The 20,332-nt window shown below is 56.2% G+C and carries 19 protein-coding genes and 1 tRNA gene; 12 read left to right on the forward strand and 8 right to left on the reverse strand.

All coding sequences use genetic code 11. The annotated features are described in order from the left end of the window. From EE949_RS08065 to EE949_RS08085, 5 genes are all read left to right on the forward strand, one after another. Positions 1–1,074, forward strand: a complete 1,074-nt coding sequence (locus EE949_RS08065) for a microcin C ABC transporter permease YejB (protein WP_122663832.1) — start codon at positions 1–3, stop codon at positions 1,072–1,074. 1 nt (position 1,075) lies between these two features. Beyond that, positions 1,076–2,095: an ABC transporter permease gene (locus tag EE949_RS08070; protein WP_122663833.1), complete on the forward strand. Its 1,020-nt coding sequence runs from the start codon at positions 1,076–1,078 to the stop codon at positions 2,093–2,095. A 1-nt stretch (position 2,096) separates the two neighbouring features. Further along, positions 2,097–3,707 carry an ABC transporter ATP-binding protein gene (locus EE949_RS08075; protein WP_122663834.1) on the forward strand — a complete coding sequence of 537 codons (1,611 nt, stop codon included), beginning with the start codon at positions 2,097–2,099 and terminating at the stop codon, positions 3,705–3,707. An 18-nt stretch (positions 3,708–3,725) separates the two neighbouring features. Next, positions 3,726–4,520: an enoyl-ACP reductase FabI gene (gene fabI / locus EE949_RS08080; protein WP_087274483.1), complete on the forward strand. Its 795-nt coding sequence runs from the start codon at positions 3,726–3,728 to the stop codon at positions 4,518–4,520. A gap of 213 nt (positions 4,521–4,733) precedes the next feature. Then, positions 4,734–5,858, forward strand: a complete 1,125-nt coding sequence (locus EE949_RS08085) for an IS481 family transposase (protein ID WP_122663835.1) — start codon at positions 4,734–4,736, stop codon at positions 5,856–5,858. 756 nt (positions 5,859–6,614) lie between these two features. Here EE949_RS08085 and EE949_RS08090 read toward each other — a convergent pair. The 5 genes from EE949_RS08090 to EE949_RS08110 form a co-directional block, all read right to left on the reverse strand. Then, complete coding sequence (locus tag EE949_RS08090) at positions 6,615–7,622, reverse strand: lysylphosphatidylglycerol synthase domain-containing protein (protein ID WP_122663836.1); 1,008 nt, start codon at positions 7,620–7,622, stop codon at positions 6,615–6,617. Beyond that, positions 7,619–8,902 carry a cardiolipin synthase ClsB gene (gene clsB / locus EE949_RS08095; protein WP_122663837.1) on the reverse strand — a complete coding sequence of 428 codons (1,284 nt, stop codon included), beginning with the start codon at positions 8,900–8,902 and terminating at the stop codon, positions 7,619–7,621. Before clsB ends, EE949_RS08090 begins: the two co-directional genes overlap by 4 nt. Next, on the reverse strand, positions 8,899–9,684 hold the full coding sequence (locus tag EE949_RS08100) for an endonuclease/exonuclease/phosphatase family protein (RefSeq protein ID WP_430735978.1): 786 nt from the start codon (positions 9,682–9,684) through the stop codon (positions 8,899–8,901). Before EE949_RS08100 ends, clsB begins: the two co-directional genes overlap by 4 nt. Continuing rightward, the gene (locus tag EE949_RS08105) at positions 9,681–10,598 is read right to left on the reverse strand and encodes a DUF72 domain-containing protein (protein WP_122663838.1); all 918 of its coding nucleotides are present in this window, start codon (positions 10,596–10,598) and stop codon (positions 9,681–9,683) included. Before EE949_RS08105 ends, EE949_RS08100 begins: the two co-directional genes overlap by 4 nt. Positions 10,599–10,736: 138 nt before the next feature. Continuing rightward, positions 10,737–11,885 (reverse strand): hypothetical protein, encoded by a 1,149-nt coding sequence (locus tag EE949_RS08110; protein WP_122663839.1) that lies wholly within the window; start codon positions 11,883–11,885, stop codon positions 10,737–10,739. Positions 11,886–12,594: 709 nt separating this feature from the next. On the opposite strand from EE949_RS08110, the gene EE949_RS08115 reads away from it, so the two are divergent. The 3 genes from EE949_RS08115 to EE949_RS08125 all read left to right on the forward strand — a co-directional run bounded on the left by EE949_RS08115 (position 12,595) and on the right by EE949_RS08125 (position 16,117). Continuing rightward, positions 12,595–13,134, forward strand: a complete 540-nt coding sequence (locus tag EE949_RS08115; RefSeq protein ID WP_122663840.1) for a cytochrome b — start codon at positions 12,595–12,597, stop codon at positions 13,132–13,134. Positions 13,135–13,214: 80 nt separating this feature from the next. Beyond that, positions 13,215–15,392, forward strand: coding sequence for an outer membrane assembly lipoprotein YfiO (locus EE949_RS08120; RefSeq protein ID WP_122663841.1), 2,178 nt, complete (start codon positions 13,215–13,217; stop codon positions 15,390–15,392). Between the two features lie 5 nt (positions 15,393–15,397). Continuing rightward, complete coding sequence (locus EE949_RS08125; RefSeq protein WP_430735979.1) at positions 15,398–16,117, forward strand: DUF3142 domain-containing protein; 720 nt, start codon at positions 15,398–15,400, stop codon at positions 16,115–16,117. On the opposite strand, the gene EE949_RS08130 is transcribed toward EE949_RS08125, so the two are convergent. After that, positions 16,118–16,675, reverse strand: coding sequence for a cysteine hydrolase family protein (locus EE949_RS08130; RefSeq protein ID WP_122663843.1), 558 nt, complete (start codon positions 16,673–16,675; stop codon positions 16,118–16,120). A 25-nt stretch (positions 16,676–16,700) separates the two neighbouring features. Next, positions 16,701–17,624, reverse strand: coding sequence for a LysR family transcriptional regulator (locus EE949_RS08135; RefSeq protein ID WP_122663844.1), 924 nt, complete (start codon positions 17,622–17,624; stop codon positions 16,701–16,703). A gap of 118 nt (positions 17,625–17,742) precedes the next feature. On the opposite strand from EE949_RS08135, the gene EE949_RS08140 reads away from it, so the two are divergent. Then, entirely contained in the window at positions 17,743–18,492 is a 750-nt protein-coding gene (locus EE949_RS08140; RefSeq protein ID WP_122663845.1) for a 3-oxoacyl-ACP reductase family protein, read from the forward strand. A 113-nt stretch (positions 18,493–18,605) separates the two neighbouring features. Here EE949_RS08140 and EE949_RS08145 read toward each other — a convergent pair. Continuing rightward, positions 18,606–18,695, reverse strand: a tRNA-Ser gene (locus EE949_RS08145). Between the two features lie 240 nt (positions 18,696–18,935). Here EE949_RS08145 and EE949_RS08150 point away from each other — a divergent pair. The 3 genes from EE949_RS08150 (at position 18,936) to EE949_RS08160 (ending at position 20,230) form a co-directional block, all read left to right on the forward strand. After that, positions 18,936–19,124 (forward strand): hypothetical protein, encoded by a 189-nt coding sequence (locus tag EE949_RS08150; protein WP_122663846.1) that lies wholly within the window; start codon positions 18,936–18,938, stop codon positions 19,122–19,124. A gap of 142 nt (positions 19,125–19,266) precedes the next feature. After that, a complete protein-coding gene (locus EE949_RS08155; RefSeq protein ID WP_122663847.1) occupies positions 19,267–19,560 on the forward strand; it encodes a DUF6388 family protein in 294 nt (97 codons plus the stop codon). Positions 19,561–19,567: 7 nt separating this feature from the next. Beyond that, complete coding sequence (locus EE949_RS08160) at positions 19,568–20,230, forward strand: class I SAM-dependent methyltransferase (protein ID WP_122663848.1); 663 nt, start codon at positions 19,568–19,570, stop codon at positions 20,228–20,230. Positions 20,231–20,332: the final 102 nt, after the last annotated feature.

Raw genomic sequence — 20,332 nt, forward strand, 5'->3', positions numbered from 1 at the left:
ATGCTGGCTTATATCCTGAGGCGTCTGCTGCTGATCATTCCGACCCTGTTCGGCATCCTGTTGATCAACTTTGTGATTATTCAAGCTGCGCCTGGCGGGCCGGTAGAGCAAATGATTGCCAAACTCGAAGGCTTCGAGGGCGCCACCAGCCGAATCGCTGGCGGTGGCTCCGAAGTCTCGGTGGCCGGTTCCAACTATCGCGGCGCCCAGGGTCTGGATCCGGCCCTGGTGAAAGAAATCGAGAAGATGTACGGCTTCGACAAGTCAGCGCCGGAACGCCTGTGGATCATGATCAAGAACTACGCCCACCTGGACTTCGGCGACAGCTTCTTCCGTGATGCCAAAGTGGTCGACCTGATCATCGAAAAAATGCCGGTGTCCATTTCCCTCGGGCTATGGAGCACCCTGATCATGTACCTCGTATCGATCCCGCTGGGGATCGCCAAAGCCACCCGACATGGCAGCCACTTCGACGTCTGGACCAGCTCGGCAATCATCGTCGGCTACGCAATCCCGGCCTTTCTGTTCGCCATCTTGCTGATCGTGGTGTTTGCCGGTGGCAGCTATTTCGACTGGTTCCCGTTACGCGGCCTGACCTCGAACAACTTTGAAGAACTCAGCACGGGCGGCAAGATTTTCGACTACTTCTGGCATTTGGTGCTGCCTGTTACCGCGCTGGTGATCGGCAACTTCGCGACCATGACCCTGCTGACCAAAAACAGCTTCCTCGACGAAATCGGCAAGCAGTACGTGACCACGGCCAAGGCCAAGGGCCTGAGCAACAATCGCGTGCTCTACGGCCATGTGTTCCGTAACGCGATGCTGCTGGTGATTGCCGGTTTCCCGTCGGCATTCATCGGCATCTTCTTTACCGGCTCACTGCTGGTGGAAGTGATTTTCTCCCTCGACGGCTTGGGCCTGATGAGTTTCGAAGCCGCCATCAACCGCGACTATCCCGTGGTGTTCGGCACGCTGTTTATCTTCACCCTGCTGGGGCTGGTGGTGAAACTGATCGGGGACATCACTTACACACTGGTGGACCCGCGCATCGACTTCGAAAGCAGGAAACATTGATATGAAGTTGTCTCCTCTGAATCGTCGACGCTTCGAGCGTTTCAAAGCCAACAAGCGCGGCTGGTGGTCGCTGTGGCTGTTCCTGATCCTCTTCGTCCTGAGCCTGGGCGCTGAGCTGATCGCCAACGACAAGCCGCTGGCCATCCGATACGACGGCGCGTGGTACTTCCCGGTACTGGAGCGCTATCCGGAAACCACCTTTGGTGGCGAATTCCCGCTGGAAGCCAATTACAAGAGCCCTTACATCAAGGAGTTGCTCGAAGCCAAAGGCGGCTGGACGTTGTGGGCACCGATCCCGTTCAGCTACCAGAGCATCAACTACGACCTGAAAGTCCCCGCCCCCGCCCCGCCCTCCGCGGAAAACCTGCTCGGCACGGATGACCAGGGTCGTGACGTGCTGGCGCGGGTGATCTACGGTTTCCGGATTTCGGTACTGTTCGCCCTGACCCTCACGGTGCTGAGCTCGATCATCGGCGTTATCGCCGGTGCTTTGCAGGGTTTCTATGGCGGTTGGGTGGACTTGGTCGGGCAGCGCTTTCTGGAAGTCTGGTCCGGGTTACCGGTGCTGTATCTGCTGATCATTCTTGCCAGCTTCGTGCAGCCCAACTTCTGGTGGCTGCTGGGCATCATGCTGTTGTTCTCCTGGATGAGCCTTGTGGATGTGGTGCGGGCCGAATTCCTGCGTGGGCGCAATCTGGAATACGTACGCGCAGCCCGTGCACTGGGCATGGAAAACGGCGCGATCATGTTCCGCCATATCCTGCCCAACGCCATGGTCTCGACCATGACCTTCATGCCGTTTATCCTCACCGGCGCCATCGGCACCCTGACCGCGCTGGACTTCCTTGGCTTTGGCCTCCCGGCCGGGTCGCCGTCACTGGGCGAACTGGTTGCCCAGGGTAAATCCAACCTGCAAGCCCCATGGCTGGGCATCAGCGCGTTCGCGGTACTGGCCCTGATGTTGAGCCTGCTGGTGTTCATCGGCGAATCCGCCCGCGATGCTTTCGACCCAAGGAAATGAAATGAACAATGACAATCTGATCGAGATCCGCGATCTGGCCGTCGAGTTCGTGTCCGGCGAAGGCTGTCAGCGCGTGGTCGAAGGCATCAATTTTGACATTCGCCGGGGCGAGACCCTGGCGCTGGTGGGTGAAAGCGGCTCGGGCAAATCGGTCACCGCGCACTCGATCCTGCGCCTGCTGCCCTACCCGCTGGCTCGCCACCCGAGCGGCAGCATCCGCTACGCCGGGCATGACCTGTTGACTCTGGACGAGAGAAAGCTGCGCAAGATTCGCGGCAATCGCATTGCGATGATCTTCCAGGAGCCGATGACTTCGCTTAATCCGTTGCAGTCGATCGAGAAACAGATCAACGAAGTTCTCGGTCTGCACAAAGGCCTGACCGGTAAGGACGCGACCCGCCGTACCCTGGAGTTGCTGGAGCTGGTGGGCATTCCGGAACCGGTGAAACGCCTGAAAGCCCTGCCCCATGAATTATCGGGCGGCCAACGGCAACGGGTGATGATCGCCATGGCCCTGGCCAACGAGCCGGAGTTGCTGATTGCCGACGAGCCCACCACTGCGCTGGACGTTACGGTACAGCTGAAAATCCTTGAACTGCTCAAGGAATTGCAGGCACGTCTGGGTATGGCTTTGCTGCTGATCAGCCATGATTTGAACGTTGTGAAGCAAATAGCCAACCGCGTATGTGTCATGCAGCGCGGTTGCATCGTCGAACAAGCGTCCTGTGACGAATTGTTTCGTTCGCCCCAGCATCCGTACACCAAAATTCTGCTCAGTGCAGAGCCCAGCGGCGGCCCAGCGGCTAACCCGGCTGGCGCGCCACTGCTGGAAGTTGAGGATCTGCGGGTCTGGTTTCCGATCAAGAAAGGTCTGTTCAAACGGACCGTTGATCACGTCAAGGCTGTGGACGGCATCCACTTCAGTCTGCCCAAGGGGCAAACGCTGGGAATTGTCGGTGAAAGCGGCTCGGGCAAATCGACGTTAGGCCTGGCGATTCTTCGTCTGATTGGGAGCGAGGGGGTCATACGTTTTCAGGGCGAAACGCTAGACTGCCTGTCGCAGCAACAGATTCGTCCGTTGCGTCGACAGATGCAGGTGGTATTTCAGGACCCGTTTGGCAGCCTGAGCCCGCGGATGTCAGTGGGTGAAATCGTCGGCGAAGGCCTGCGCATTCACCGCATGGGCACGGCGGCCGAGCAGGAAGTGGCCATTATCGAAGCGCTCAGAGAGGTAGGACTGGATCCGGAAACCCGGCACCGCTACCCTCACGAGTTCTCCGGTGGGCAACGGCAGCGGATCGCCATTGCCCGGGCGCTGGTATTGAAACCGGCGCTGATACTGCTAGACGAGCCCACTTCGGCGCTCGACCGGACAGTGCAGCGTCAGGTAGTCGAGCTACTGCGCTCGCTGCAAACCAAGTACAACCTGACGTATTTGTTTATCAGCCATGACCTGGCTGTCGTCAAAGCCCTCAGCCACCAATTGATGGTGGTCAAGCAGGGTCAAGTGGTCGAACAGGGTGATGCGCAAGAGATCTTTGCCGCACCGCAACATTCTTATACACAGCAGCTGCTGGAAGCCGCCTTTTTGGCACCAGTAGCTGTCGATTAACCTGAAGAGGAACAACACATGGGTTTTCTCGCCGGTAAGCGCGTCCTGATCGTCGGTGTCGCTAGCAAACTGTCCATCGCATCCGGTATTGCTGCCGCCATGCATCGCGAGGGTGCAGAGCTTGCCTTCACCTACCAGAACGACAAACTCAAAGGTCGCGTCGAAGAATTCGCCGCTGGCTGGGGTTCGGGCCCTGAGCTGTGCTTCCCTTGTGACGTCGCCAGCGATGAAGAAATCGCCAAGGTCTTCGAAGACCTGAGCAAGAAGTGGGACGGCCTGGACGTGATCGTTCACTCGGTAGGTTTCGCTCCAGGCGACCAACTGGATGGCGACTTCACCGACGCGACCACCCGCGAAGGTTTCCGCATCGCTCACGACATCAGCGCCTACAGCTTCGTGGCTCTGGCCAAGGCCGGTCGCGAGATGATGAAAGGCCGCAATGGCAGCCTGCTGACTCTGTCGTATCTGGGCGCCGAGCGCACCATGCCGAACTACAACGTGATGGGCATGGCCAAGGCCAGCCTGGAAGCCGGTGTACGTTATCTGGCAGGCAGCCTGGGCCCTGAAGGCACTCGCGTTAACGCGGTATCGGCTGGTCCGATCCGTACGCTGGCTGCTTCGGGTATCAAGAACTTCCGTAAGATGTTGGCCGCGAACGAAGCACAAACTCCGCTGCGTCGTAACGTGACCATTGATGAAGTCGGCAACGCTGGCGCTTTCCTGTGTTCGGACCTGGCGTCCGGCATCAGCGGCGAAATCATGTATGTGGACGGTGGTTTCAACACGACCGCTATGGGCAATATCGAGGAGTAATCTTCGAGTACGCCTGTGAAAAAGCCCGCAGCTTGTGAGAGTTGCGGGCTTTTTTGTGGGTGTATATCCGTTATCGCGGTGATGGCTGATATTGGTTGCGCCCTTACGGCGCCTCACTTTTGATGGAGCGTGTATAGACCGGACACATCGCTTACACGTGTACGGGGACATGGTTAACACTTTCTAGCGAACCCACTTCGCCGGGAAGCCATCATGCCTTGGAATACGAGAGATGCCATGAGCCTGAAAAAAGAGTTCATCGCCCTAGCGCTGCAACCCGGTAGCAACAAAAGAGAGTTATGTCGGCGCTTTGGTATCAGCGCGCCTACAGCATACAAGTGGCTCAAGCGTTACGAGATGCATGGGCTGGAAGGATTGGAGGAGCACTCACGTCGGCCTATTTCCAGCCCTAAGCTGACGCTGCCATCCCTGGAGGCGGAAGTCGTAAAGCTTCGGCAGGAACAGCCTGCGTGGGGCGGCCGCAAGATCAGTAGCATGCTGAGCCAGCGTATTGCCCCCAGTACCGTCACTAATGTCTTGCACCGCAATGGGCTGATTCTGCAGTCTGAAAACGCGGGCCAAGGGGGATATAAGCGTTTCGAGCACGAAGCCCCTAATGACCTTTGGCAGATGGATTTCAAGGGGCATTTCGCCATCCAGCAAGGCCGCTGCCATCCACTGACTTTGTTGGATGATCACTCTCGATTCAACCTGGCGATCGAGGCGTGCGCCAATGAACAAAAAGGCACTGTCCAGCAAAAGCTGACCGATGTTTTCCGCCGCTTCGGCCTGCCTGCACGGCTCAATCTGGATAATGGGGCACCTTGGGGCTCACCGCGTAACCCTGGCGAGCTCTCTGAGCTGAGCATCTGGTTAGTCCGCTTGGGGATCCGGATAAGTTTCAGTCGACCTCGACATCCGCAAACCAATGGCAAGCTGGAGCGATTTCATCGCTCACTTAAAGCTGAGGTTCTAAGCGGACGCCATTTTCGTACCCTTATCGAAGCTCAGGCAGCGTTCGATAAATGGCGTGAAATTTATAACCATCAGCGCCCTCATGAAGCACTGGGCTATCAAGTCCCGATAAGCCGCTATCGGGCCAGTCCCTGGGCATTTCCAGAGAAACTCTTAGAGTTTGAGTATGGGCCGGATGATGTGCTGGCCAAGGTCTATGACAGCCGATTTCGCTTTCGGAGGTGTTATTTCAGTATTGCCAAAGGTCTCGTCGGGCAACTGATTGCCATACGACCACACCCCGACAGCGAAGAACTGTTCAAGATCTATTTTTGCAATCACCTCCTGCGAACCATCGACATCAATCAACCAGACTATGGTTGATAATGCGTAAATCATGTCCCGGCACACCTGTAAATGATGTGTCCGGTCCATACAATGGAGCGCAAAAGTAAGCAAAACGCTCTTGCCCCATCACTCGGTCCCTCGCCTAGGCTCGGGATGCCCGCCCGCAGATCTGAAACCGTGGGCCGCCGCAACGGGCCATCCATGGCCCAATGCGGCTAACCCGGCGTCCTGCCGGGTTGCCCACGGTTTCAGATCTGCGTTCGGCCAGCGTGATTTAACGGGGCGCCTAAGATCAAAATCAAAAGCGCGGCTGCCTGAGAGCCGACCTGGTTTATGAGCTTTCCGGGCTTCTGTAGGAGCTGCCGAAGGCTGCGATGCGTTGTGTCAGACGACGTATGCGTTGGTTGTGGTGACGTTCTCGCGAACGAGTTCGCTCCTACCGGTCCGAGGCGCTACCACTGGCTGTCTCAATATGGTTTTGATCTGCTTTTGATCCGCTTTTGATTTTGATCTTAGGCGCCCCGTCAAACCACGCCGGCCGTAATTCGACCTTGCTGCGTGGGGCAAACCGGCAGGGATGCCGGTTTAGCCGCCTCAGGCCATGGATGGCCGGTGGCGGCGGCCCCACGCAGCAAGGTCGGATTACGGGTATGCCGAGCGACAGCGAGGCACCCAGTGGTGGGGCAAGAGCGTTTTGCTTACTTTTGCGCTCCTTTCAAAAGTGAGGCGCTGTAAAAGCGCAACCAATTTCAGCCGTTACCCCAACAACGGATATGTACGCAAAACAAATGATCAGGCCCCACCCTCAGCCTGATTCCTCTCCCCCATCTTCTTGCTGCGCTTCTCCAGCACCAGATAAACCACCACAGCAATCGTCAACGGCAGCAGAAAGTAAATCGCCCGATAGCCAATCAACGCCGCCAGCAACGTGCCTTTGGAAAATTCATGCTGCAGCAAGGTGATAAACACCGTTTCCAGCACTCCAAGCCCCGCCGGGATATGCGTGATCACACCAGCGATGCTGCTGATCAATAACACCCCAAGAATCGCCGGATAGAACGCCTTGTCCGGCAACAACGTATAAATCACCAACGCCATCAACGACCAGTTCAATGCGCCAAGGCTTGCTTGCAACAGCGCCTGCTTGAGCGAAGGCAGATTGATCTCCTGCTTGCGGATCGTCCAGGAGCGCCGTTTGGAAAACCGACAGGCCAGCAAATACGCTCCCGCTACGACCAACAATGCAAAGCCAATCAGACGCAGTGACCCGGAACCAACCGCCCAATCCTTGGGCAACTCCAGAAAGCCCATGGCAAAAACGCCACCCGCCAGAATCATATAGCCGAGCCAGTTAGTAATCAGGCTCAGACTCAACACGCGAGTGATGGTCGGCACATCCAGCCCTAACCGGGAATACAAACGATAGCGCAAGGCAATGCCGCCCACCCAGGAACTGAGATTGAGGTTAAAGGCATAACAAACAAAGGCCACCGGGACGATCTGCCTGATCGTCAGCTTGTGCCCTGTATAGAAACGCGCCAACACATCAAAGCAGCAATAGGTCATGTAGCTGCACAGCGCTATAACGACACCCAAGGCAAGGGTACTGAGCTTGTACGACTGCAGCGCCTGTTTCACCTCTTGCCAGTCCAGATTCTTCACCAGCAAGAACAAAAGCACCGGCACAGCGATGAAGAAGAACAGATTGAAAGCGCGCTTGGCCCACTTCCACTTGTTGCCATGCCTGTCCGGTGACTGATCCGCCGGCTGGTCTGAAGACGCTTCATAAGCCTTGCTCATAGAGACTTCTCCTGATCCGACTGCAAACTGGACTTCAACTGCTGCGCAACACTGCTTTGCTCGCTTTCAATAACGCTGGCCTCTGGAATCACGTCATCTGCACGCAACGGCTTGAGGCGCATGCCATGGGCGGGAAACAGACCGGCAATGGCTGGAAAATGACGCAAGAAGTGAAAGCTCAGGAAGATCATTGGCGCTCGCCACCATTGACCGCGTGCCGCGCCCCTCAGGCTCATTTCTTTACTGTGGGCGGCGGCCAGCCCCGTCAAATGCTCATGCAGATGCTGGTTGAGCTGTTGATCGCGAATGAACAGGTTCACCTCAAGATTCAATGCCAGGCTCAATGGGTCCAGGTTACTGGAGCCTACGGTGGACCATTCGCGGTCGATCAGCGCGACTTTGCCGTGCAGGGCGCGTTGGGTGTATTCATGGATTTTCACCCCGTCACGTAGCAGATAGGTGTACGTCAGGCGTGAGCAGACCCGCACAAAAGGCATGTCTGGCTGGCCTTGCAGAATCAGCGTGACCTTGACGCCGCGCCGCGCCGCATTGCGCAGCTCACGAAGGAAGCGATAACTGGGGAAAAAATAGGCATTGGCGATGGTGATCCGCTGGGTCGCGTTGCGAATTGCCAGCAGATACTGCTCTTCAATGTCAGTGGTGTGTTCTTCATTGTCGCGTTCGCACAGCAGCATTCGCGCACTGCCCGCGTGCTGGGTCGCTACTCGCAAGGCCGGGACTTTCGCCCGCACGCCTTCACTCAACAGGCGCATGGCGGACTTGTGAATGTCGGCGACGATGGGGCCGCGCACCAGTACCGCATAGTCCTGCTTGGCGGTCAGCCCGGTGTCACTCATATGATCGACGCTGTAGTTGATACCGCCGATGAAGGCCAGCTCACCATCGACAACCACTACTTTGCGATGCAGGCGCCTGAACAGGTTGGTGCGCATGCCCATCAAACGCGGCCGGGGGTCAAACAGCTGGATATGAACACCGGCAGCCAGCATGCGGCTGACGAACGATTTGCTCAGATCTGAGGTGCCGTAGTCGTCGACCGTAACCACGACGTGCGCGCCGTTACTCGCGGCCTGGATGAGGGCCTGTTGCAGTGCTTCACCGACGCGATCTTCGAAAATAATGAATGTTTCAAGCAGCACTTCTTTACGTGCGGCCCGAATACACTCGAAAACCCGGCTGAAGTAGTCTTCGCCATTGATCAGCAACTCAACCGAATTGCCGTCCTGCCACTGCCCACGGTTATTCGCCTGGTCACTCATAACGTTACCTCCACAGCCAGCGGTGCATGATCTGAAAGGTGAGACCACGGACGATTGGACAATACTTTGGGGCGATTGCTCGTCGCGTTGCGTACGTAAATACGGTCCAGCCGCAGTAGCGGCAAGCGTGCAGGGAAGCTCTTGGCAGGCACACCGAAGTGCTGGACAAAAACTTCGTGCAGGCCTGTGCCCTCCAGCACCGCGTCTGCGCGCTGCCGCCAATCATTGAAGTCACCAGCAACGATCACTGCTTCCCCCTCAGGCAACCGTTCCAATAACCCGGCAAGCAGTTTGAGCTGCTGCAGACGATGATGTTCCCGCAAGCCCAGATGCACGCAGATCGCATGGACCTGGCCGTGATGGGGAACCTCCAGCACGCAGTGCAGCAAACCTCGCTCTTCAGTGCCATGAATCGATATATCGAGGTTCTCGTGGTAGCTGATCGGGTACTTGGACAGCAACGCATTGCCATGGTGGCCATGGGGATAAACCGCATTACGCCCATAGGCGAAGTCGGTCCACATGCTATCTGCCAGAAACTCGTACTGAGAGGTGGTAGGCCAGTCTTTGACACGCTGCGCGTGGTTTTGATGCTCGCCATGCACCTCTTGCAAAAACACCACGTCGGCGGACACCGCACGAACGGCATCGCGTAACTCGGGCAAAATGAATCGACGATTAAGAAAGCCAAATCCCATGTGCATGTTCATGGTCAATACTTTCAGGGAAACGCTTGCAGGTGTTGCTGTTCGCACGCCAACTGGCGTTGTGGCACTGGTCAAAACTCAACTCCTTTCAGATCGCCCGGCGCGACGTCCAATTCGCTGGCCAGGCCGAAGCGCTCCAGCAACTGGCGTGCGTCATAAGGCGCCCGGACTTTGATGTCGTTATCGAAGTAACAATAAATATCCCGGGATTTACGCGCGGGAGCGCTTTTGGCCATCACCAGGTTTGCGTCGGCAGGTTGTGAGCCGTGACGCCAGGCATCAATACGCTCACCCCAGTGCTCGATAGCCTCATCGCTATAACCACTGGCATAGAGTTTTTTGTCCCCGTGCAACCTCAGGTACAAAAAATCACTCGTCAGGTCTTCGATATACGGCCACTTCCCCGCCGTGTCCGCCGTCACCAGCGCCACTTTGTATTTGCGCAGCAACGTGATGAACCCGGGGACCCGGAAACTTTCATGACGAATTTCCACTGCATGACGCAGATGACCTGTTTTGGGAATATCCAGGTAACCAGGCTTGTGCATTTTCTCGTCACAGCCGGCAGCGCAACGTCTGGCCTCTTTCATGTCATGGGGCAGGAGCATCAGAAAGTGTTCGAATGTCTGCGCATCGAACTTGAAGCTCGGCGGAAACTGCCAGAGAATCGGACCGAGTTTGTTTTTGAGCTGAAAAATGCCTGACGCGAAGAAATTCGCGATGGGTTTTTCCACGTCCTTCAGCCTTCGCACATGGGTAATAAAGCGAGGCGCTTTGATGCTGAACACAAAATCATCCGGCGTATCGGCATACCAGCGCGCATAAAGATCAGGCGACTGCAGGGCATAAAAAGAGCCATTTATCTCGATACTGTTGACCGCTCTGGAAGCGAACTTCAGTTCGTTTTTTTGCGTCAACCCTTCCGGATAGAAATCGCCTCGCCACGGGACGTAACGCCAGCCAGAGATGCCAATGCGGATATCGCTCATGATGAAAGGCCCAGTGCTATGCGCGTCGCTTGAGCAGTTCAGACCTCCGGGCAGCTCCTGGCTGGGGTCCGTGTCCGTGTTCAAGCATGAATGTTCAAATCATATGAAGCCTGGCACTGGCACAGGTTCAATACCGATCTAGCGGCTGATTCGCCCCTCGCCCACAGCGCTCGCAAAGTTGTTATATTTACGACCAAGCTCTGCCGCACACTGGTGAACATCCTGAAGTTTCAAGTGCGACACAGCGAACCCCAGCAATGACTCGATGATTTGCATATTCTCCGACTCGAAGCTGACACTGCCGTCAGCACCTATCGCTCGAATCCCGTCCTGCCGCTGACCCGCCTGATTGACCGCAATCGCGTCACTACGCGACACGCCGTAAGGCAGCGCCAACATCACCTGCCCCATACCCACACGAACCGGATATCCGCCCGGCAGCCCACCGGGGCTTGGAACATGGGTGATGACTTCATGCTCGGCATGCAAATTCTCGAGCAGCCGAATGGCTGAGATTGCGTTAAAGAAATTGATGTCCACCCCACCCAGACTACGAAAGTGTGTCCACACTGCATTGAAAATCACCTCATCATCAAACTCTCCGGTACATTCCCGGTTATCCACCCAATAGATGAGTCGATACTGCGCATCCGGTGCTAATCCCTCTCGGGCCACCTGATGACAAAAACCTTGCTGCGCAATCAGCCTGACCTGGACGCTCTCGGGAGGACGCAGGGCTAACCGGGCGATTGAAAGTCGAACGGCAGGGACAAGATTGGCCACGCCGCCAATTCCGGCATCGGGAGCCATGCCGACTTTGTCGAGCACTGCATTGACGGCGTCGGGAAATGCCGCATTGATCGTCAGAACGTTTATGCCTGACTGTTTGATCGCTCGCATGAGTTCATAGGCCGGGGCCAGTTGCATAGGCAACCAAGGGCCGAACCGGGCATTGTCCAACGCCTGATAGTGCACCGCAGGTAATTGCGTAATCACTCGCCATGACTGCAAGGACGCACTGTTAAAAATAATATCAGGACGAAGCCGATAAATGATGCCAGCGTTTTCCTCGACATTGCCTTCAGCAAGGTCCATCGCCACGGGATAAACGGTGCAAGTCCCTCCCATTTGCAAACACCCCAAACGCAACAAATTACAACTTCGGGTTATTTTTTCAGTATCGCGACCGGCGACATAAAAGATAAAACCATCACGGGGCACCAGCATTTTCAGAATTTGCAGGCAGAGATCCCCCCCGCCCACTAACATCAACTTTTTCCGCTCCATTAACGTTTTCTCCAACGCAGCGAGCTCTACGTCGCCTTGTCTGCAGCTCCGAAGAGCACCAGACTGCAATGACGACGCCCTCTGCGGTTTTGATGACGCATCCTAAAATCGGCCAACAGGCTTTAACTACTTACCCATAAAAAACCACCGACGAAAGAACCCCTATACCGGCTAACTTGCCGTCAGACTAATTCCGTCCCTTTTACTTATACACGACACACAAAAAACTCAAGACTTGTAGACCCCGCACTGCTCGCCTGTGTAAAACGCCTAATACACTCACACCCACTAAACATACGCGGCCAATAAATAGATCCACCGCACAACAAGATGGATCCAATCGAAACTACTGTCAAATGGAGAAACAGTGCTTGCCATCATCATTGGATATAATCCGAGCCGTTTTTAAAGCCAGTTCTTTTAATTCAACTGTTTAATTCAAGCGTTCGATTTTTTCTCCCGCCCCCGTGGACTTTCTCCCTCTTTGCGCAAGACATACATCAGGCATGGGGATTGCTTTGAACACACAAACACCCAGCAGTCAAAAAAACGTCATTGCACAAGTCACGGTTATTGTTGAGATTAAGCAACAGAGAATATCGGAGAGTCCGAAAGGAAACCGGCGTAGCTGCCAGCTCCTGTCGAGGCGGTTCAAAGGACGCGATGTCGATGGACCCCCTCCCCAATAAAATCAATCAAGGAAAACGCCGTGAACACAACATCAGTAGCACGCTACAGCTACAGGGCTCGCTGGCTTCACTGGGTCATGGCGGTTTTGATTGTACTGGCCTACGCCCTTATTCTGAGCCGTACGCAGTTTTCACGGGGTTCGGAACTGCGTGCACTGGTTGTACAAAGCCATTTCTGGGTCGGCATTGTCGTGTTGATCATGGCTGTATTTCGCATTGCAGAGCGACGTCGCCATACTCCCCCGGACATCACTCCGCCCCTTGAAGGTTTTTTGCGGCGAGCGGCCACCCTCTCACATTATCTGCTTTATGCATTCCTGTTAGCCCAACCACTATTGGGGCTGTTTACCGTATTAATAGAAAAGGGCTCGTTACCCATCCCGCTGACACACCTATTGATCCCGTCACCCTTTCCGCTGTCCGAGCGTTTCGCGGAATCTCTGGAAGATCTGCACAAACTGCTGGGGTCGATTTTCTACTACGTGATCGGCCTGCATGTCATTGCCGCGCTCTGGCATCACGCGGTGCGCAAGGACAATACGCTCAAACGGATGCTGTAGAGACTTGTGGACGTGACGGTGACGCAAGGTATCATCGCCATCGCTCGCCTTCAGAGCCTTCCAGATAGCAAGGACGTTCCATGCATACCCGCTTGCTCACTGCTCTGGCCATTGCCCTGAGTGCAACCGTCGGCTCGGCGGCTCATGCCAGTTCCGATGATTCCTGCTACCCGACATGGTCATTGCTCAAAGAGCATCTGGACGTATGCAGCAGCCTGTCCTTCCTTAGCCCCGGTAACGACAGTTCGGTGAACTTGCGGCTGCTGTTGGCCAATGCGAACGATCAAGGACTGACCCCGGCGGCGCTGAACGAGGATGACCTGGCGGAAGGATACGGCGAGGTGCCTTTTGCGCATTACCGTCTGCAGCCGGCAGCGGGCAACAACCAGGAAGAACTTTCAGAAAATATTGATACGCCCGGTCTCAATGAGATGTTGGCGACGTTAGGCGTCAAGCGCGAGCCTGCTGAAGTGGCTGGCGATACCTTGCTCGACGGAGAAGGCAGTCGCTGCCGCAGTAACAACGAAAAAACTGCCACGCACTTCATCCAGACACTGATCAATACTCCAGAGCTTGCTCCGGCCGAGCGTTCGGCGCTGGCAACCAGCCGGATGCAAATGCTCTCCGCCTGTGGCTGGGAACCCGAGCAGTTGACCAGCCTGTTACCGGGTAATATCCAGTCAGCCACGGGCAAGTCGTTCGTGACCTACTTGCAGGCGGCAGCCGACTTCTATAGCGGGCGCTTCATCGAAGCGAGCAAAGGTTTTACCCTGCTGGCCGACAATCCTCAGGAGTGGCTGAAGGATACAGCGCTCTACATGATTGGCCGTACCGAGCTGAACCTCGCTCAGGAAAAAGCTTTTGAATACGGCGAACTCAAGCCGGAACGCGTCGATCTCGCCGCAGCCAGACGGGCCGAAAACGCCTTCAGGAACTACGTCGACAACTACCCGTTCGGCACCTACTCCAGCACCGCTCGCGGTTTGCTGCGTCGGGTGCACTGGTTGACTCAGGACAACAACCAGCTCGCCGCCGAATACGAAGCACGTTTTTTGGCCGCGGGCGAAGGCAGTCCTTTGGCAGGTTCGGCCGATGAAGCGCTGATCCGTGAATCCGACCTTAAGCTGATCACCCCGAACAAGGCTCCGGTCAACTCGCCGATCATTGCCGCCGTCAACGATCTGATGTGGATGCGTGAAGGGAGCAACAACAGGCTGACCAAAGCCGCTCTGCTCGCGCAGAAAGACACCTTTGCCAAGCATCCTCAACTCTTCACTTATCTGCAGGCGGCTTTTGCGCTGTACGTCGAAAATGATCCCGAGAGTGCGTTGAAACTGCTGCCAACGGACCTGCCGGAGACACTTGGCTACCTGGCGTTCAGCCAGCAAATGCTCCGTGGGCTGGCTCTGGAAGCCAGTCAGGACTGGAAAGGGGCACAGCAGTTGTGGCTACAGCTGTTGCCATTGGCCCGATTGCCGTTACAAAACGAGCAACTGCAACTGGCATTGGCCATGAGTTACGAGCGTGACGAACAGCTGGCTAAAGTGTTTGCCGCAGATTCGCCGATCAAAACCGCAAAGTTGCGCTATATCCTGCTCAGCAAGACCGCCGATGCAGACCTGTTGATCCAGCAGACGACACAAGGGATCAGCGAAACAGAGCGCAATACCGCGTTATTCGTATTGCTTTACAAAGACTTGATGCGCAGTCAGTTCGTCAGGTTTGGGGAGGATCTGAAGTTACTGCCGGATGCACCATCGCCAGAGAAACTCGGCTACAGCCTTGGCTATGTCCACAACCAAGGTCCGTCCTTGAGTCTGTTTCGCTGGAAAGGCAGCGAGGCCGACTCCGGCTACGCCTGCCCTGGCATCGCCGAAATCGCAGCCGTACTCGCCAAGGATGCTATCAACCCCCGAGGCTTGAACTGCATGGGCGAATTTATCCGGGGCAATCACCTGGACGGCATGCCGCTGGACGAAAAGCGCAACCCAGATGTACTCGGCGGTACACCACCCGGTTACGTAAAGAGAGTATTCGCCCGGCATACGGCCTATCAGGCGGTGATCGTCAATCCGAAAGCAGGTCACGAAGACAAGGCCTACGCACTGTATCGCGCCATCAACTGTTATGCCCCGTCAGGCAACAACGGCTGCGGCGGCAAGGCGGTGGTACCCGCAGAGCGTCAGGTATGGTTCAAAAAACTCAAAGGTGAGTTTGCCGATACGACCTGGAGCAGGTCGCTGCAGTATTACTGGTAGCCCCATTGTTAATCTCGCTGCGAGTCTGGCTAACGTTGCTGTGCCTGCTGCTAACGGGTTCAGCCAGTGCTGCGGTGAACGCCGAGGAGCACGATGCATTCTGGCTGTGGGGCGGCGTTGCCGCACAGCCGGTGCTGGCTCAGGCAAAAACCCTGTACCTCTTGCAGGGACAGATCAGCAGCTCGCGCAGCGAACAGCACCGCAGGGTCAACTTCGTCGCGCAGGGCATGGCCATGACAAGGCTGCCTCAACACGAAATCTGGATTGTCTATCGTGCTCACACGCTGCGCTGGCCCGAACCGGTTTACCAGCAGTTGCTTGGTCATATCAAACGCTGGCGAGATACAGGAAGCCGGGTAGTCGGCGTCCAGATCGACTTTGACGCCCGTACCCGCTACCTCGATGAATACGTTGCCTTTCTGCGCGATTTTCGCCAGCGCCTGCCTGCGGACTATCGCCTCAGTATCACCGGCTTGCTGGACTGGAGCAGCCATGCAGATGCCGCCGTTATCGGCGACCTCAAAGGCGTGATCGACGAGGTGGTGGTGCAAACCTATCAGGGCCGCCACAGCATTCCCGACTACGACGCTTACCTGCCCCGCATGGCTCGACTGGGCCTGCCCTTCAGGATTGGCCTGATACAAGGCGGCGAGTGGCAAGCGCCAGCGAGCCTGCAAAACAATCCGTGGTTCAAAGGTTACGTGGTGTTCCTGCAAAACCCTTGATCAGAGTCTGCTCAATAGCGCTTCGGTGGCCACTACCGTCGCATATTCGCCATGCAGGTTGCCCAGAGACATCGCATGTACATCCTCCGCACTGCGCAGGGCGCCGAAGAAATCAGTCTTGTCGAAGGTAAAACATCCGTCATGCGGCACTATCACCTCAAAGCCGAGGTTGCCGCCCGATCGCGCAGTGGATTCGACTGAGTTATTGGTAACGACGCCCACTATGATCAACTGAGTGATGCCTTCGCTTTTCAACCATTCTTCTAGCGGCGAATTGCAAAACGCATCCGGCACTTCTTTGCGCAATTCGCGCTCCCCTTCCATCGGCAAAAAAGCCGGCTGGTACTCAACGCCGGACTGCTGAGGCCAGAACACCGATTCGGGCTCGCGGGAAAAGTGTCTGACGTGAATGACTGGCCGCTGCGTCCTTCGCCAGGCTTGCAGCAATTTGAGCATCTGCTCGTCTGCATGAGCATTGTTGCGCCGCCCCAGTTTTGGATGCTGGATGCCTTGTTGCATGTCGATGATCAGTAATGCCGCGTTGGCCTGAATATCCATGTTGAAACGATTCCATTGAGGATGGTTATACCGCACTGAATGTTCTGGACAGTCCCTGGCTGGCAAACTGCTCAAGCACAAAATCCACAAATGCCCGGGTCTTGCCCGGCAGCAATTTGTGCTCACTGTAATAGAGAGAAATATTGCCATCATCGACGTACCAGTCGGGTAACACCCGCTGTAGCTGCCCGCTACGCAAGTAAGGCACGGCGAACGGCATGCTCACCAACGCGACGCCCAGGCCTTGCTCGGCGGCAGAGCATGCGGCTTCCGAGTCACTCATGGTCATGCGCGGTTTCAGGCTCAGTGGGCTGTATTCGTGCTCACGGCTGGTCAGGGGCCAGGAGCGGATCCGGCCTGTCTGAGGCGAGCGAATCAAAATCCCCGGATGAGTCTGCAAATCCTTTGGGTGCTCAATAGGTGGCTGCTCAGCCAGATAAGCCGGCGACGCCACCAATATCCGATGCGCGGGAGCCAGCTTGCGGGCTACGACGCCTTGGGGCAGGTCAAAGCCGCCGCCAATGGCTGCATCAAATCCCTGACCAATCAAATCGACTTGTCGATTATCAAAATGCCAATCCGGCGTAATTTCCGGGTAACGACGCAGAAACCCGGCCAGCAACGGCATGATGTAAAGCCGCCCGAATACTGTGCCCATGCTTACTTTGAGCGTACCAACGGGCTGCCCTTCCGAGCTCGCCAGGTTGGCAACGGCATTTTGAATGGTGATGAAGCTGGCACCAACTTCCGCCAGAAAACGGTGCCCGGCTTCTGTCAGTGTCAGGCTGCGGGTACTACGCTGGAACAGGCGTACGCCCAGCCGCGCCTCAAGTTTGGCGACACTCTTGCCCACTGCTGCGGGCGTAAGGCTCAGACGCCGGGCTGCTTCGGCAAAGCTGCCGACTTCGGCGCTGCGCACAAAGCATTCGATGCTGCTGAAGTTATCCATGAGTCGGATTCTAAACTTTTGGTTTACTCAGACTATCGCAATTACCGTCTACTCAGCATGCAATCTGCGCCGGATACTGCTCGCCATTCACTCACTCGCAACTGTTCAGGAGAATCACATGACTCAGCACACCCCGCTCAGCAGCAAAGTAGCGCTGGTACAAGGCGGCTCACGCGGCATCGGCGCGGCCATCGTAAAACGTCTGGCCGAAGAAGGCGCAGCAGTGGCCTTCACTTATGTCAGTTCAGAAGCCAAGGCGCAGGAACTGCAGGACAGCATCACCGCAAACGGCGGCAAGGCCCTGGCCATCAAGGCCGACAGCGCAGATGCCGACGCCATTCGCAACGCAGTCGCGCTCACCGTCGAAAAATTCGGTCGGGTCGACATTCTGGTCAACAATGCAGGCGTGCTCGCGATTGGCCCACTGGAAGAGTTCAGCCTGGAAGATTTTGACCGCACGCTGGATATCAATGTGCGCAGCGTGTTCATTGCCTCACAAGCCGCAGCGAAGCATATGGGTGACGGCGGTCGCATCATCAACATCGGCAGCACCAACGCCGATCGCATGCCCTTCGCGGGCGGCGGCGTGTACGCCATGAGCAAATCCGCCCTCGTCGGCCTGACCAAAGGCCTGGCAAGAGACCTCGGCCCTCGCGGCATCACCATCAACAACGTCCAGCCCGGCCCGGTGGACACAGACATGAACCCGGCAAGCGGAGATTTCGCTGAATCCCTGATTCCGTTGATGGCGGTAGGCCGTTACGGCCATGCGGAAGAGATCGCCAGTTTCGTCGCATACCTTGCAGGCCCTGAAGCGGGTTACATCACGGGGGCGAGCCTGACAATTGATGGCGGGTTCGGCGCTTGATGCAAGCTTGAACCCTGTATTGAGGCAGCGTCTGCTGAGCATGCTTCAAGAAAGCCAGAAACGAAAAACCCCTGATTTCTCAAGGAAGTCAGGGGTTTCGTTTGTAGCGAATTTGGCGGTGAAGGAGAGATTCGAACTCTCGATACAATTTCTTGTATACACACTTTCCAGGCGTGCTCCTTAAGCCACTCGGACACTTCACCGTATCTCGTCACACCGTTGGTCTGTCGAGGCGCGCTAATGTAGTCGAAAGCTTTTACGAACGCAAAGGTTTTTTCAGAATTTTCATGCGGTTAAGCAAAATACCTGTCTGCGCACGGGTGCCTGCTTCAACACCAACAATTCACAGATGCAGGTTCAAGCGTAATGCTGGTGCTGACCGGGGTGATTTCCTACCGGGCATTGCTCTATATTCGAAGCCTGCTTGGCGGAGATAGAAAGCAATGGCTCATTCACCCCGGTATCAAGTCACAGAATCCGTTCGCAATATCGAAACAGAAGTTGGCAAATTGCTGGATCTGGTCGTCATGCTCAAGGAGGCTGGCGACGAAGGGTTATCCACCTGCGTGGCGCTTCAGGCGCATAAGCTGCTGGAAGCGGCAGTGGCACTGCGGATGGCGATGGCGGATTGAGAGTCGGACCCCCTCTTGAACACCAAAAGTCCGGCGGCACTGGCAGCGTCCTCCTCAATCACGCACAATCGCGCTTCCTGTCGCTCCAGCGCCTTACGCGTCGGAGCTGATCGATTTCGCTGCATACCTGCCGGAGAACCTAATGAATCTGCTCGAATGGAACGACGTCACTCAGGCCAAGTACCTGGAGACCAATCCGCTCCTGCGCGACGAAATCCAGAACCTAAGCGCCAAGGATCAGCAGGACCAGATCAAGTGGGCCTTTGAGGACGAGGCAGAGGCTCAGGGCATTGAGCCTTGGGAGCTGGCGGCGCAGTTGATCGCTGAAACGCCAGAACAACTCAAGGAAATACGTCACGACACTCATCAGCAGGTGGCTGAAGCTTTGGGCATGGAATGGACTGAATACTGCGAGTTGAACGACATTCAGGAGTGAGGCACGCATGAGTACTTCGTCCGAAGCCGGGGCCGCCGTTTACTCTCCTCTCACGCTGAAACTGTACGACGCCTGGGTGCTGGGTATCTCGAACCGTTTTGCCTGGCACTGCCCTACCCGGCAAGTGTTGCAGCCATTCTTCGACCGACATGTGGGCGCGCGCCATTTGGATGTCGGTGTCGGCACCGGTTATTACCTGGCCAATGCCCACCTGCCGGATACCACCCATGTCACGTTACTGGACCTGAACCCCAGCAGCCTTCAGGCAGCCAAAGATCGGTTCGGCCGCGCTGACACGGATACCCTGCAGCACGATGTGTTCAAGCCGCTGGATGCCTCGCAGCATGGTCGCTACGACTCGATCTCTCTGTTCTATCTGCTGCATTGCCTGCCAGGCAACATGGACCACAAGGCCCAGGTGTTCAGCAGCCTCAAACCCTGCCTGAAGGAAAACGGCGTGTTGTTTGGCGCGACAATCCTCGGGGATGCTGCCGAGCACAATGGTTTTGGCCGCAAGCTGATGGACATCTACAACAAGAAAGGGATTTTCGGTAACCGCAGCGATACGGTTGCCGATCTGCGCGCTGCACTTGAGCAGCACTTTGCTCAAGTGAGCATTGAAGTGGTGGGTAAGGTTGCACTTTTCAGTGGCCGTTCGCCTATTCAATGAGCAGCCGCAGGCCCGTGGCGATCAGAACAAAACTGACTCGGTAGTCATTGCTTTACCTGCCCCTCCGGGGTGGGTAACGTCTGCTCACGTCAATAACAAGGA

It is taken from the genome of Pseudomonas viridiflava (assembly GCF_900602065.1).
Taxonomy (GTDB): Bacteria; Pseudomonadota; Gammaproteobacteria; order Pseudomonadales; family Pseudomonadaceae; genus Aquipseudomonas.